The organism is Paenibacillus sp. V4I5 (genome assembly GCF_030817255.1).
GTDB lineage: Bacteria > Bacillota > Bacilli > Paenibacillales > NBRC-103111 > Paenibacillus_E.
Genome location: NZ_JAUSZB010000002.1, coordinates 708946 through 723644, shown reverse-complemented (window position 1 = coordinate 723644; position 14699 = coordinate 708946). Strand labels below are relative to the sequence as shown.

At 45.3% G+C, this 14699-nt stretch carries 9 protein-coding genes and 3 pseudogenes; 8 read left to right on the top strand and 4 right to left on the bottom strand.

Going from position 1 to position 14699, the window contains the following annotated elements; genetic code table 11:
- Positions 1-128: 128 nt before the first annotated feature.
- Genes QFZ78_RS05280 through QFZ78_RS05265 form a run of 4 tightly spaced genes read left to right on the top strand, consistent with a single transcriptional unit; the run spans position 129 to position 6318 of the window.
- Positions 129-1100, top strand: a complete 972-nt coding sequence (locus QFZ78_RS05280) for an ABC transporter permease (RefSeq protein ID WP_307545987.1) — start codon at positions 129-131, stop codon at positions 1098-1100.
- 18 nt (positions 1101-1118) lie between these two features.
- Positions 1119-1991: a carbohydrate ABC transporter permease gene (locus QFZ78_RS05275; RefSeq protein WP_307545986.1), complete on the top strand. Its 873-nt coding sequence runs from the start codon at positions 1119-1121 to the stop codon at positions 1989-1991.
- Positions 1992-2035: 44 nt separating this feature from the next.
- Positions 2036-3586, top strand: coding sequence for an extracellular solute-binding protein (locus QFZ78_RS05270; protein ID WP_307545985.1), 1551 nt, complete (start codon positions 2036-2038; stop codon positions 3584-3586).
- Positions 3587-3603: 17 nt separating this feature from the next.
- On the top strand, positions 3604-6318 hold the full coding sequence (locus QFZ78_RS05265) for an MGH1-like glycoside hydrolase domain-containing protein (RefSeq protein WP_307545984.1): 2715 nt from the start codon (positions 3604-3606) through the stop codon (positions 6316-6318).
- 322 nt (positions 6319-6640) lie between these two features.
- Here the strand turns inward: QFZ78_RS05265 and QFZ78_RS05260 are convergent, their stop codons facing one another.
- Together QFZ78_RS05260 and QFZ78_RS38425 are read right to left on the bottom strand one after the other, a co-directional pair.
- On the bottom strand, positions 6641-7009 hold the full coding sequence (locus QFZ78_RS05260; protein WP_307545983.1) for a DoxX family protein: 369 nt from the start codon (positions 7007-7009) through the stop codon (positions 6641-6643).
- Positions 7010-7764: 755 nt separating this feature from the next.
- Entirely contained in the window at positions 7765-7992 is a 228-nt protein-coding gene (locus QFZ78_RS38425) for a GrpB family protein (RefSeq protein WP_373461103.1), read from the bottom strand.
- Between the two features lie 231 nt (positions 7993-8223).
- Between QFZ78_RS38425 and QFZ78_RS05255 the strand changes: the two are divergent.
- The 4 genes and pseudogenes from QFZ78_RS05255 to QFZ78_RS05250 all read left to right on the top strand — a co-directional run.
- Positions 8224-11226 (top strand): annotated as a pseudogene (locus QFZ78_RS05255) (pectinesterase family protein); the annotation flags it as partial.
- Positions 11206-12465 (top strand): annotated as a pseudogene (locus QFZ78_RS38420) (pectate lyase family protein); the annotation flags it as partial. The pseudogenes QFZ78_RS05255 and QFZ78_RS38420, both read left to right, overlap by 21 nt.
- A gap of 51 nt (positions 12466-12516) precedes the next feature.
- The gene (locus QFZ78_RS38415; protein WP_373461102.1) at positions 12517-12819 is read left to right on the top strand and encodes a fibronectin type III domain-containing protein; all 303 of its coding nucleotides are present in this window, start codon (positions 12517-12519) and stop codon (positions 12817-12819) included.
- A gap of 319 nt (positions 12820-13138) precedes the next feature.
- Positions 13139-13405, top strand: a complete 267-nt coding sequence (locus tag QFZ78_RS05250) for a hypothetical protein (protein ID WP_307545981.1) — start codon at positions 13139-13141, stop codon at positions 13403-13405.
- A 157-nt stretch (positions 13406-13562) separates the two neighbouring features.
- Here the strand turns inward: QFZ78_RS05250 and QFZ78_RS05245 are convergent, their stop codons facing one another.
- Positions 13563-13880, bottom strand: coding sequence for a lamin tail domain-containing protein (locus tag QFZ78_RS05245; RefSeq protein ID WP_307555503.1), 318 nt, complete (start codon positions 13878-13880; stop codon positions 13563-13565).
- A gap of 33 nt (positions 13881-13913) precedes the next feature.
- A pseudogene (locus QFZ78_RS05240) lies at positions 13914-14555 on the bottom strand (DUF2278 family protein); the annotation flags it as partial.
- Positions 14556-14699: the final 144 nt, after the last annotated feature.

Genomic DNA, 14699 nt, shown 5'->3' with positions numbered 1-14699 from the left:
AATATAAAAACACAACTTTCGCAAGAGATCACATGGCGTATTCACTTGTAAGCGTATACAATGAAGTTACTTTCAAGGCAAAACACTTATCCCACAGCAAGGCTAGCACAGGCTCATGGAGAGGAGATATGAAAGAAATGAATATCAGTGAAGAGAAAATTGTGGCGGGAGCAGCTCAATCCACGGCACAGCGGGCAGTAAAACGCAAGCTGTATGTCATTAAATATTGGCAGATCTATTCGATGGTACTCCCTGGACTTCTTTTCTTTATTTTATTCAAATACGTTCCATTAGCAGGGATCATCATTGCCTTTCAGGATTATAGCGTGTTTACCGGGATTTTCGGCAGTAAATTCGTCGGGATGAAGCATTTTATCAACTTGTTTACTTATCCGGAGTTTCTGCGGGTGATCAAGAATACGTTCTTAATAAGCATTTATCAGCTTGTCTTCGGATTTCCAGCTCCGATCATTCTGGCACTTCTTATGAATGAGGTAAGAAAGCTGTTATTCAAAAAAGTCGTGCAAACGGTGCTGTACCTGCCTCACTTTCTCTCATGGGTCATTGTCGGCGGGCTTGTGATTAACTTTCTGTCTCCAACCTCGGGCATGCTGAATGATGTGCTTCGTATGATGGGTAAGGAGCCGATTTTCTTCATGCAAGAGCCTGATTATTTTCGGTCGATTGTCGTGATCTCGGCAATATGGAAAGAAGTGGGTTGGGGTACGATTATTTATCTCGCCGCACTTGCAGGCATTAACCCAGAGCTATATGAATCTGCAGAGGTCGATGGAGCGAGCAAGCTGAAGCAAGTGTTCAGTATTACCCTTCCGTCACTGCTGCCTACGATCATGGTGCTCCTGCTGCTAAGGATAGGGCACATTCTCGATCTCGGCTTTGAGCAGGTTTACATGCTGATGAATCCGCTCGTCACTTCCACCGGTGAAATCATTGACACTTATATTTATCGTATCGGCTTGCTAGGTGGTCAATATAGCTATACAACGGCAATTGGGCTGTTCAAATCTGTCATAGGTCTCATCTTAGTCGTAGGAGCGAATCAGCTCAGTAAAAAAACAACCGGCAATTCCATTTATTAAAAGGAGGGAGGCTTTCAAATGACGAAAAAACCAACTTTCTCACGAGAAGCATTTGCTTCCCTTAACTATACGTTGCTCATCCTAACAAGCATCGCCATGCTTCTTCCATTTCTACACATTGTAGCAGGCTCATTAAGCTCAGGAACGGCACTTTCTCAAGGGAGAGTTACCATCTTTCCCGTAGAGTTTACATGGATCAATTATATTGGGGTCCTAAAAAATATGGCGATTTGGAAATCCTTCGGCGTCACAATGCTGCTGACGGTGGGGGGCACGGCCACCAATCTATTCTTCACTTCGTTAATGGCGTACGCCTTAGCTAAAAATGAGCTTAGGGGCCGCTCCTTCATATTGCTTCTTGTTGTTTTTACAATGATTTTTCAAGTGCCTATTATTCCGGGATATCTGCTTGTAAAATCATTAGGCATGCTCAATTCACTCTGGGCACTCATTATCCCCGGGACGATCAGCGCGTTTAACTTGATCATCATGGTTTCGTTCTTTCGCCAAATTCCTGAGGGTTTGGTGGATGCCGCCAAAATCGATGGTGCTGGCGAGTATCGCACTTGGTGGAGCGTAGTGCTGCCGTTATCACTGCCATCCCTAAGCACGATTGGGTTATTTTACGCAGTTGGACACTGGAATGGTTACTTTAGCGCAATCATGTATATCCGTGACCCCGCGCTTTATCCCTTGCAAGTAAAATTAAGGCAGTTATTAGTTGAGAGCGATACGCAGGGCGTCGCCCAAAGTGTCAGCCTAACCTTGCAGTCAGCAGAGGGCATCAAAATGGCCACCATCATCGTTGCAACACTTCCTATCTTGTTTGTCTACCCTCTTGTTCAAAAGCACTTTATAAAAGGTGCGATGTTGGGTTCTGTGAAGGGTTAATTGTAGAGACAACGACAAAGTTCAATGAAAAAGGAGAAGGTCAGATGAACAAAAAATGGACGAAGGTCGCATTAGCAGTAACGGTAGCAGGAACACTTGTGGGCTGCTCTTCTAACAACATCGCAACATCGACGCAGGGTCCAGGGCAGAGTGATAGTAAGCCAGTTAAGTTAAAAGTGGGCATTGGTACCGAAGGCTTGCAGTACATCGAAGGATCTCCGAACATCAACGAGGAAGAATATACGAAGAAGCTTCGTGAAATTTCCAAAACAGATGTTACGCTTGAACTTATTCCACACCGAGAATTTGATCAGAAATTAACGCTCCTTTTTGCAGGCGGAGAACTGCCGGACCTTTTGCAAACGCACGGTATTAATAAACCGGAAGTAGCACCCGCCATTGATACGGGAGTGATTATTCCACTTAACGAACTTATCGACAAGTATGGCCCTAACCTGAAAAAACATATTTCAAAGGAAGCTTGGGACTTCGCAAGTGTTAGTAAAGATGGAAAGATTTATGGGATCCCTACCGTTAATGCGACTCCAAACGGAAGCGTCATGATGATTCGGAAGGATTGGCTGGATAAGTTGGGATTAAACGTGCCAAAAACGGTAGATGAATACATAGATATGATGCGGGCATTCCGTGATAAAGATCCTAACGGTAATGGAAAGAAAGACGAAATTCCTTTCTCCGGTCGTGAAAAGCTTGCGTTTACAGAAGCGTTCTTTGGAGCTTATGACGCGATACCTAGCGATTGGAAGCTGGAGAATGGACAATTGATCCCTAACCTCATTCGTCCACAGATGAAGCAGGCGTTAGCAACTTACCGTAAACTGTATGAAGAGAAGCTTTTGGATAATGAGGTGTTTGTACAAAAAGCGCCAGTATGGGATGCGAAAATCAAAGCACAAGGCCTTGTAGGTGTATGGACACATGCTCCGCGCCTTGCTGACAAGTGGTCCGCCGAGATCAAGACAGGAACGGCTAGTGCTCTTCTTGAAATCATCCCAGCCCCTGTTGGTCCAGACGGTAAAGGTGGCCATAGTATTGGGTCATCGGTAGGGTCGAATGTATGGGTTATTCCTAAGACGACCAAAAATCCGGAAAATGCGATCAAGTTCTTGGATTGGTTTTACAGTGACGATGCACAGAAATTTCTTACTTACGGACTTGAAGGCAAAGACCATACGGTAGAGGACGGCAAGATTAAGTATAAGTATCCTGAGAAGCAGGAAGACATTTACCGTGAAGAAATGCATCTGACTTGGTTGCGCATGGTAGGTCCACTTCATTTGACGGATGCAGAGTTTATGAAAAATCGTCCGGCTGGGGATAGGGTGATTAAAGGCATAGAGGTTGCTTCCAAAGAAGGTCGTAAAAATGACGCTCTCGGCATGCCTTCTCTACCAACTCTGCAATCACGTCCTGAGCTCGGAAGAGATGGCTTGTGGTTAGAAACGGCTGCCAAAATCATGACGGGTAAAGAACCTGTAGATTCATTCGATAAATTCGTCGAGGATTGGAAGAAACGGGGCGGAGACCAAGTGATCAAGGAAGCAACAGATTGGTATAAGAGCACTCATAAGTAATGAGGAGATAAGCATCCATGGAAAATTTAATTGGCACACATGATCTAAAGGGGCTCCCGTCGTGGGGGCCTTTTACAAAGAAATACATGGGAATCTCCCATATTGCCAATAAGGAACAAGGTATCCGGTTTGATCTTAGCGTGTTTCCCGGATTTTATAGGCGCAAAGTCGATATTCCGAATGTGATGTGGGAGTCAGGATATCACCCATGGGAGGCATCGGCAGACCTCAGCTACTATTCTCATCGCCATGAGCTTGAATGGAAAGATCAAGTTTATGCAGATATGGCTTATGCTTCAGCAGGGACTGATATTCGACTCATCCGTTGTAAGCTGGTTAATCGAACCGAGACAGAGCAGAACTTAGTTCTCCACTGGATGGCCTCGCTTCACTTGCCTCAGGTGCGTTCCCACGGTAAGGTGCTGCAGACGCTTCAGGTTGAGCTTCCAGAAGGAGCGGTATGGATCGATGCTTTGGATTATGTGGATCTTGTATTTGCGACGCCAAGGCCAACTGATCACCTTGTGTACGATGGTTTATATCGTGCAGAGGTAAGAGCGGTGCAGTTTGTTAATGGCTCAGGAATTGGCATGGGCTTTGCACAGGAAAAGGGCGATCGAGTTTCATATCGGATAAACTTATCCCAAACGCTGGACGATGCAGCATTAGGAATGAGGTTTAGGTTACCGAAGGGAGAGTCTGTCTGGCTCTCAATCGAAGGTGACTGCGCCAGTAGAGTGGAGCTCCTTGGTACAGGAGAAGATGAGGTGGCTGAGGTCGGTATTGATGGATGTTCACAAGGAACATTCGTAATCGAGTTCGTTGCTCTAGACGGTGGCTCTGCGCACTTGGAATTGGACGGTTTTTTCTTGGTGGAGCGGGCACAGAAGGAACTTGTGAAGTTTAACCCAGTTACTACCAACGTTCACCCCGAACTCATACCTGGGCCAGTGCCCAACAGCTTAATTCTGCAGTATGAGGGCATAGATCATGTTTACGGCATGCTATGGCATTTTGAGGATTACGAGATCCGGCAATTCCATAGTGATGAGCTGGATCGCTTCATGAGACATAATGTTCATCATCACGTTCATTCCATACTCAAGGGTGAAGGCGAGGGTCATTTCACCAATGTATTTCTTCGGCCTATTCCATTAAGGGCGCAAAGTGAGGAGACACTATATGGAATGGTAACTTCGGGATCACTGGATGAAGTGAACCGTCTAATTTTGGACTGGCATGTGGAGGATCCACGTTATTTGAATTCATTCGCAGAAGGGGAAGCTAAGGCGGCTGCCTTCGAGCATGCCGTTCAACCTGAAGGAAAACAATATGCATTTAGTCAACAACTCTTGTCGGCTACCGTTTTAACGAATGTCGTCTATCCCGTATACACAAAGCGCAGCTATATACGGCACTATACGCCTGGTCGTTGGTGGGATTGCCTGTACACTTGGGACTCCGGTTTCATCGGGCTAGGGCTAGCGGAGCTCGATACACAGCGCGCGATCGAATGCTTAAACGCTTATGTAACCGAGCCAGGTGATACCCATGCAGCTTTCATACACCATGGCAGCATGGTTCCCGTGCAGCATTATGTATTCCTTGAACTTTGGAACAAAACGCAGTCAAGAGAGCTGCTTGAGCATTTTTATCCGAGACTTCGCCAATATTATTTGTTCTATGTGGGTAAAAGTGAAGGCTCCACTACGCGTACCCTTCAGTCTGGTTTGCTGAAAACTTGGGATTATTTCTACAACTCAGGAGGTTGGGATGATTACCCGCCTCAAGTCCATGTCCATAAGCAAAAATTGACGGCAGAGGTTGCACCGGTATCTAATTCTTGCCATGGGATCCGTATTGCCAAGATTCTTAAGATGGCCGCAATCGCTATTGGTCATTTGGAAGACCATGTGAAGGAATATGATAGTGATATTGCCTCCTTCAGCAGTTCCGTTCAGCGAAATAGCTGGGATGAGGAAGCAGGGTATTTTGGATATGTGGTTCACGACCAGCAGGGTAATCCTACCGGACTTTTGCGTCACGAGAGCGGTCATAATTATAATATGGGACTAGACGGTGCTTATCCACTGGTTGCGGGAATCGCCACAAAAGAGCAGGAAGATCGTCTTTTGGGCTATATGCTAGATGCCTCACGGCTATGGAGCCCAATTGGTTTATCAACGGTTGACCAAAGCGCACCTTATTACCGGGCAGAGGGTTACTGGAACGGTGCGGTATGGATGCCGCATCAATGGTTTATCTGGAAGGCGATGCTCAGTCATGGCAGAACCGAGGGAGCACACCGAATTGCATCTACGGCATTAGGACTCTGGAAGCAAGAAGTTGAGCAAACCTACAATTGCTACGAGCATTTTATCGTTCAATCGGGGAGAGGCGCTGGATGGCACCATTTCGGAGGCTTGTCAACACCAGTGCTGAGCTGGTTTGCTGCTTATTATCGTCCTGGTACATTGACCTGCGGTTATGATGTTTGGGTGAATAAATCCGAATTCACCGAAGGCAATACCTCCTTGAATGCGGAAATCCGTTATTTTGGAGATCCAACCCGAGAACATTCCGTAATTGTATGTATGAATTTCGGCCACCGATATAGGGTTTCATGGAATGGTCAAGAAATAAAGGTGACCAGCCTTTCAGACGGTACTATAGAAATAAGGATACCTGGTGAACCAGAAGGTCGGTTGCGTATAGAGGCTATTCGTTCGTAGACGTTTTACAAAATAAAAGCCCACGCACCTCCTTCGGGGAGGGAGCGTGGGCTTTTATGAGGTCAGGGCTTATGGTCATAAACACCATAAATAGCAACAATAGGGGGAGATTCGATAATAGTTTTAGGGAATAAACTTTGGAAGTAATAGTATTTCATTAAAACATCTCCACCTTTTAATAAGTCGGCATAAATCGTTATTGAAAGGATATGTCAAGCATTGTCCTTCGCTATCGCTCCGTTCGCGCGGGCGAACCCATGACTTCATCGCTGCCAGCGATGCGCTCTCCACCATTGGGTATTTCACTACCATAGTTATGAACTTACCCAAACGGATGGGACAATTCATCTGCATATAAGATTACTACGGCAATAGCAATCAAGATATTCAGCAAGGCAGGCATCACTTTCCCAAACGGATGTTTGACTCTAAAATGCGAGAGGATCGCAATTAACATCATAATGCCTATCAATATTCCAGTCCATGCGGCAATCCCTGGATACCAGTAGCCGATAATGAGGCCTATGCATCCAACAATTTGAATATAGCCTGTAATGAGGCGGAACCACTGAGGAAGTTTAATCGAATCGAACAGCTCGACCTGATGCTTGGCTCCTGCAATCTTGCTTCCGCCAAAGAAGCCCATGGAGAAAAGCAGCCAACTATGAAGAACGATGGTTAGTATAATCATTTGAAACCTCTTCCTTTTTAATTTATTTGTATTCGACACCGATAAGTGTCCTAATTCATAACTTTATAATATAACACCATAAGGTGTCCTGTAAAGCAATTATTCTGATGTAGTTGAAACGGCCCATGCTCATGCAAGTTATACAAGTTCGGTAAAGGCACCGGCGTACCACGCATCGGGCTTTACGTCGCCCAATTAACGCGGTGATCGTATTAATTTGTTTTGGTATAAAAGAAGACTGTCGAGACTTTCTCGACAGGTCTGAACACGGCAAAATTGGCGTGTCTATTATTTGTGTTTGGTGAAGCCAATTGTACAGTCCAATGACACAAATGTACTGCACAAATGTGTCTACATTGTCATCCAGTGACACAAATCAACCTACAGTTCCTGGGGATGTTGATAGAAAGCGCTATACGTATACGCCGACCTCCTTCTTGAACAGCTGTCAAGATTGGTAATACTGTTAGCCTAAAGGTTGTTGCACCTCTACAGAGGTGTGTGATGGTGAACAATGATATGATAAATCCATTCCGATAATGGTTTATGGTTTCTTAAACAAGGGGAGCGTTAGTTCGACACAAACATCATGAGGCCGCCGCAGAATCGATCCGGCGGCCTCATTAAACTAAAGGGCAGCATAGTGGAATTGAATACTTGAGGACAAGTCTATCTAACATAGAGGGAGTCCACGTTCTGTTCGAGCCAGGTCATCAACTCGTTGAATAAAGGCAGTTTTTGCTCGTGTGTAGCCCTCAGGATCGGAATGATATGTTCAGGAGGTAGTCGCGAAATAGCAATTCTTTTCTTTCGTGAAATCCCACGATCGGCAGGAAATGCAAATGATGCGTTCGCTCATCTGCGAATTCTTTTGCAAATAAATGTCGCCCGGTCATGCCGGTTTCAACATAGTAGTAACCCGAATTACTAAGAAAGTCCGCATAAACCTCTTCATTAAGCAATGTATGAACGCCAGCGAACATATCGAAAAGAATTGAAAATGGCGCAACCAGCGGCGAGAAAAAATGCATCGCGAGAAATAAACCGGCAATATGCCAAGTTTATCCTGAGGTTTCTCTTTCACTTCCCGAGGAAAAGTGCGAGCATTGTCAATAATCATTCAACATCTGAGCTAATGATTATTGCGGAACTAAGCGTGCCGCTAATATACTTTGGTTATCTTTTCAAAGTAGATTAGGAGGTTGAAAGACTACATGATGAAAGCGCTTCGAATTATACTGTGTCTGTTGTTTCTTTTTTCCTATGTGCCGCTCACTAGTGCGTCTGAAGTTCGGGCGGCGGCGGCGCCGGTTACATCTCTTATCAATGATGATTTTGAAGGGAGTACGTTAGGAGTATTACCGGAAGGGTATACCCCGCCTTTTGGCAGCGGTGTGATTACTGCTTTTTCGGCTACGAACAATTCTACGATAATTAATAGTAGTAATCCTAGAAACAGCTATGGCCAAACATCGACTACTTTAGTCGGAAACACAACCAACGTATTATGGATCAGTGACGGTGGTGGCAGAGGTGGCTTCAATAAAGCGTTTACACCTGTAACCGCAGCGAGCAACAAAGGGATTACCGCCCAGCTCGAATTTATGGAAGGCGCTATAGTAAGCGATTCATATGTATTGGAATTGCTAGATAGCAATAAGAAATTAGCGCTTTCCTTAAAGGCCGATTTCGCCTTTCCGAATCCTCAAACAGGCGGCACACAAAAATTCCAGGCGAAAACCTGGTATACGGTGAAGTACGTTGCCGATATAAAAGCAAATACGGCAGATCTTTATATTAATAGCATATTCTCCGGAAATTTCAAATTCGCCAGCCCGGTTACAGATATCGCCTCTATAAATTTTAGAATGGCGGGTACGTCGACAGGGAATGCGTATGTTGACAACATCATCGTTTATCCACAAGAAGCGGTGACACCGCTAAATTTGACAGCCGAAGGCGCAAACCGCAGGGTTGAGCTGAGCTGGGATGCTACCAGCGGTGCGGATTCCTATAATGTGTATCGCAGCGAATCCCCGGATGGAACCTATGTAAAACTTGCTGAAGGTGTGCCGTCTAACAGCTATACGGATACTGCCGGTCTGATTAACGATAAATACTACTATTACAAGGTGACTTCGATGAACACGTCTGGTGAAAGTGAGTATTCGTATTATGCACCCGGCTATCCTAACAACGTGGAACCCCCATCAGACGAGATTACAAGCCTTTACGCCACCGTCAGAGACGGGCAACTTTCGGTCGCCTGGGATCCTGTTAATAAAGCGACCTTCTATACGCTTGAGCGAAGCACAACACCGGAAGGACCTTTTGTCCCATTACTGATGAACGGGAAACCAAAGCTTACCAGCACTTCCTATTTGGATACGAACTTGAGGTCGGATACGGAGTATTATTACAGACTTACAGCCGGGAATGTCGGCGGTCTAGGGCAGCCAAAACTGCTCGAAAAGGTATCCCCTGCAGCACCGTTAGGTGCTCCGACGTTATTGAGCGTCGAACCTGGAAATAACCAGGTCCAGCTAAATTGGACTTCAGTAACGAAGACATCTACTTACAGCGTAAAAAGAAGTTTGGTAAACGGTGGACCATACATAGCTCTGGCCAATGTTAACGAAACCGGTTACTTGGATACCTCAGCGGAAAACGGCAAGACTTATTATTACGTAGTTACTGCTGTAAATGATAGGCAAGAAAGCATGATTTCAAATCAATTAAAAGCAAAGCCAAATGCTCCGGTTATGGGTGCACCGGCTAAACCTACAAGCTTCAAAGCAGTCGCGAAAGAAGGCAGCATAAGCCTTTCCTGGGATGCGGTTAATGGTGCTACCTCTTACAATGTAAAGAGAGCTATTTCCGATGACGGATCATATACGGTAATCTCTTCAACTTACCATTCAACATTTGACGATTCGAGCGTGATAAACGGGATAACTTATTATTATGTTGTTTCCGCTGTAAATTCGAACGGCGAGAGCCCTGATTCGGATGAACTTGTTGTACTCCCAGCGGTTATGCTGACGGTAGATAAGAATGTAGCAGCTGATGGTGTAAGAGTATTCAATACGATTCAAAGCGCTATTAATAGGGTTCCGACAAATAACACCATAAGAACGATCATTTCTATCGCTCCCGGAACATATACCGAAAAGCTTAAGGTTGATCGTCCATATGTAAGTCTTGTCGGTGCGGGCATGGATAAAACATCTATTTTGTATGGCGATTACGCAGGGACAGCGGCAACACAGGGCAAGCCCGGTCACACAGGAAACACGTTCCTAAGCCAGACGGTGGACGTAACTGCAGACTTCTTTAACGCTTCCAATCTGACGATCGAGAACAGCGCCGGACCGCGCAATGAAGTGGCACAGGCGGTAGCACTGTCGCTCAAAAGCGATATGGCCGTATTGGAAGCGGTGAGATTGAAAGGCTATCAGGATACGCTGTACAACGGCTTAAATTCCAAAAATCAGGGACGTCATTATATCCACAACAGCATTATTGAAGGAGACGTCGATTTCATCTTCGGTGAAGCTCCCGCTGTCGTCATGGACAATGTGAGAATAGTGCTTGTGAGTAATGTCCCGGCCGGAGCGAGTGCAGGAGGACATATTACGGCAGGAGCGCAGAGAAATACGACGGACAAGGGATATGTATTTTTTAATTCTCAAGTGGTCGATGGCCCTTCTGCACAAGGGATTTACGACTTGGGGCGCGCTTGGAAGGATTACGCAAGAGTTACATTTATCAACACTTTAATCGATTCGAATAAGTTTCTTCCGGAGGGCTGGGCGGCTTCCTGTGCGGGTTCTTGTATAGCTAGCTATTTTTCGGAATATAACAGCTATGGATACGGAGCGAATGCAACCACACGTCAAATTTCCACTCAGCTCACAGGACAGGAAGCAAGTTTGACGATTCCGCAAATTTTAGGTGGTTGGGATCCATCCATTCCGGTTATCATGCCGAAAGTAAACTATACGCCAGAAGTTGTGGTTACATCCTCCAACTTTGATAAGAACCCGGCAAATAATGCGGATATTAACGTAAGTGTCAGGAGCAACGGATTTGCGTTGACGAATATCACGAATGGCACAGGAGTTCTTGGATCGTTGGACTACACCGTTACCGGCAGCGTATATACGCTCAAGAAAGATTACCTTTCCGGACTGCCAATGGGATCAACAACACTGGTCTTTAACTTCGGAGACATCGCCGTGCCATTGACCGTAAATGTGGTCGATAGCGGAGATAACGACATTGGCAGACAAGTACTGGCGCCTAATGACGGATGGGGATCCCATACCACAGGAACAACCGGCGGATCGACGGCTAATCCGGATCATATTTTCATCGTGAGTAAGCGCAGTGAACTGGTGAAAGCAGTGGCCGGCAGTACGCCGAAGATTATCTACATTAATGGTTCGATGAATATGAATGTGGATAATAACGACAACCAGATAGGTCTGGAATTTTACAAGGATCCGCTTTATGATTTTGACGCTTATCTCAAGACATACGACCCGGCCATTTGGGGTAAAACATTGCCTAGTGGCGCTTTGGAAGAGGCGCGTACAAGATCGGCTAGTAATCAAAGCAAACAAATCAAAATAAATGTCGGTTCAAATACGACGATCGTCGGTTTGCCCGGAACCAATGCGAAGATTCTCGGCGGCAACCTGAACCTAGAGAATGTGGATAATGTAATCATCCGGAACGTCGAATTCCAGAACACATTCGATTATTTCCCGCAGTGGGATCCGACGGATGGCGATTCGGGCAATTGGAACTCCGCTTATGACAACATCTCGGTTAAAGGCTCCACTCATGTTTGGATCGACCACAACACATTTAATGACTTAGGCGGCATTGATGATCCGAATCATAAATATTTTGGACGCAAGTATCAACAACACGACGGTGCCCTAGATATGACGAATGCATCCGACATGATTACTGTATCCTACAACTACTTCCATGATCATGACAAGACTACGCTTGTAGGTGGAAGCGATAGCTTTAGCGGCGATGCCGGCAAGGAAAGAATTACTTTCCATCACAACGTTTATCGGAACGTAGGTCAGCGTGCACCACGTGTACGTTACGGTCAAGTTCATGTGTACAACAACTATTACGAAGGAACAGCGCACCATCCGAATAACCCGTACCTCTATGCAATCGGGGTAGGATTCCAATCGCAGGTCTATGCTGAAAATAACTATTTTGCGAATGATGCAGGATTACTGCCTTCATCCCTGATTCAAGTATCCGGCGGAACTGCATTCACTGACAAAGGCTCCGTATTGAATAGCGAAAATGTTGAAATTGCCAAGAGTAGCGCTACTTTGCAGCCTGTAAATTGGACGCCTAGACTGTACACGTATACGAATCAAACGGCTGATGTTCCAGCTATCGTTCTTAATCAAGCAGGTGCAGAAAATACACAGGCGGGCGATACTTTTGCACCACTTTGGAACTCCGGCAATTTGACCTTAACCATTGTAACGAAAACCGACTTGACCCTAAAATGGAATGCAGCAGTTGATAACATCGGCGTGACCGGTTATAGGGTTTATCTAGTGAACGATACTTCTGCTAAGGAAATCGCTGTTTTGGGCAACGTCACAACTTACAATGTCGCCAATTTGCAAAAAGATACGAATTACAAGTTTATGATCAAAGCGGTTGATGCAACTGGAAACTTGAGTCTTTCCGGTCCAAGTGTCACGATTAAAATGGATCACGATAACAGGGACAATAATCCAAGCGCCGAAAGAAAGGGCAGTTAATCGTTTTTAAACAGAGATTAGGTCATATGTGAAGTCACCCCTAAGAATAGACATAGGAACTCCCATTGTTAATCCGATGAATTCTAGGGGGTGCATTTTTCATGCCAGCGAACAAAGTTCAAGGTATGGATGAGAAAATTCAGGAGTTAGGGGAATACGGCCTGCTGAATCAGTGTTATGTTAAATGCATCTAAGAATAACAAACATTTAAGGAAATTAGTCATTAAGCACACGGAGAACGATAGTGAAGGAGCTTGCCTCGCGGCAACTCCATTTTTTGTTCATTCAAGTAACGGTCAGGAATGGGGAAATGGTGCTAATGAAAACTTTTACACTTCGCAATGCCCTGTTTTTGCAATTCATCATCGTTGGCGGAATGTTTGCAATTAATTATGGGAGCCCCCATTTCAGTTATTTAGCAAATGTGGTCATTAGCATCATTGGAAGCTTGCCGTTATTCTTCTATTTTCGAAGCAGTAGGAGAAAAAGTTGGGCGTTACTGTCACTTAACTTTCTTGCGATGAATTTTTTGTTACTCGCCATGCCTGTCGCTAATGTGAGTTCGAAGCGTTTGCGAGCACCTTAATCTACCCAGACGCAGATAGTGACCACGATCGCAGCTATTTTTAAGGTTTCCAACTGTTTCATAGGATGACATTTCTATAACGAAAAAAAACCGCAAAAAAATAAAGAGCCGTCTTCCAAACAATTAATTGGAAGGCGGTTCTTCTATTTGTATGAACTCAAAAGAGTATCGTCCAGCCAGGTTTCACTTGATGCTTTGTATATGAGACTCCGGCGACTTTTAGGCCGCTACGGTCGAGTAGTGTAATAATATCACCCTTGTCTCGGAAGAATGCAGGTTCGGCTACTGGGATTGACATAAACTGTCCGGGTTCGATGATGCCATGAATCTTATACTTTTGCTTAGCCTTGTTTGCGATTACCCAACCTGTCAAGTCTACTGCCCGATTGGAAGCATTCAGCAGTGTGACCGTTTCGTAACTGCCATCTTCATTCTGTACGATGACCCCTGCGATTAGAATGCCGCCGACTTCCACCTGAACTGGTTCCTCCGCAGGGTCAGTAATTACGTGTCCCGAATTATCGTCGGTGTGCCATGACTGGGACTGAAAAGCGAGGAATACGGCGATCCACCTGTCTTCCGACGGGAAGTGAATCAGCAACCCCCCGTCCTGGTAGACACCGTCGTCTTTCGTAAATGTGCCACTATTACCTTGATTCATATGAATATTGTGAATGCCGTTGCCGATTTCGAATCCAAAAATTTTGTCCGCCTTGCCGTGTTCAGGACCCCATCTTTCACCGAATGCGTACATAACAGCATCATCTGTTTCCATCGCGCGTCTGATGTAGAAGTCAAGCTTCTCGTTCAAATCGTTGTCTCTTCCCGGTATATTGAAGGCAAGCGGTAGCATGTTGAGGCGATCGAATAGATTGCTGCGAATATAATCGAGTGCCTGTCCGTCAGGCTTGCTTGCCAGCTGCGAAAAACCAAATGGCATAGCAGACAATTCGGCCGTCATGACATGCTGAAAATGTTCAATCGTACAGTACAACAGCTCGGATGGACTCAACTGCGACTTGACATTGATCGCTATTCGGAAGTGTTCGTTATTTGCGCTAGCGTGCACCTGATAATGTGGGTTCTCGTTTGTGCCGAGACGCCGATCGTGTACTTTGCATTTGAGTACTCCGTAGGGATGGATGGGCATAATGTTCCTCCTTCAATCCGGACTCGAAAATGTCCGTTGTTCACTCAATTAACCTTTCCACATAAAGGGAATAATTCCTCTTTCTATTCATTGTAACTTTTTGTAAACCACATAAAAAGATGATGTCGGATGTCGGATTCAATC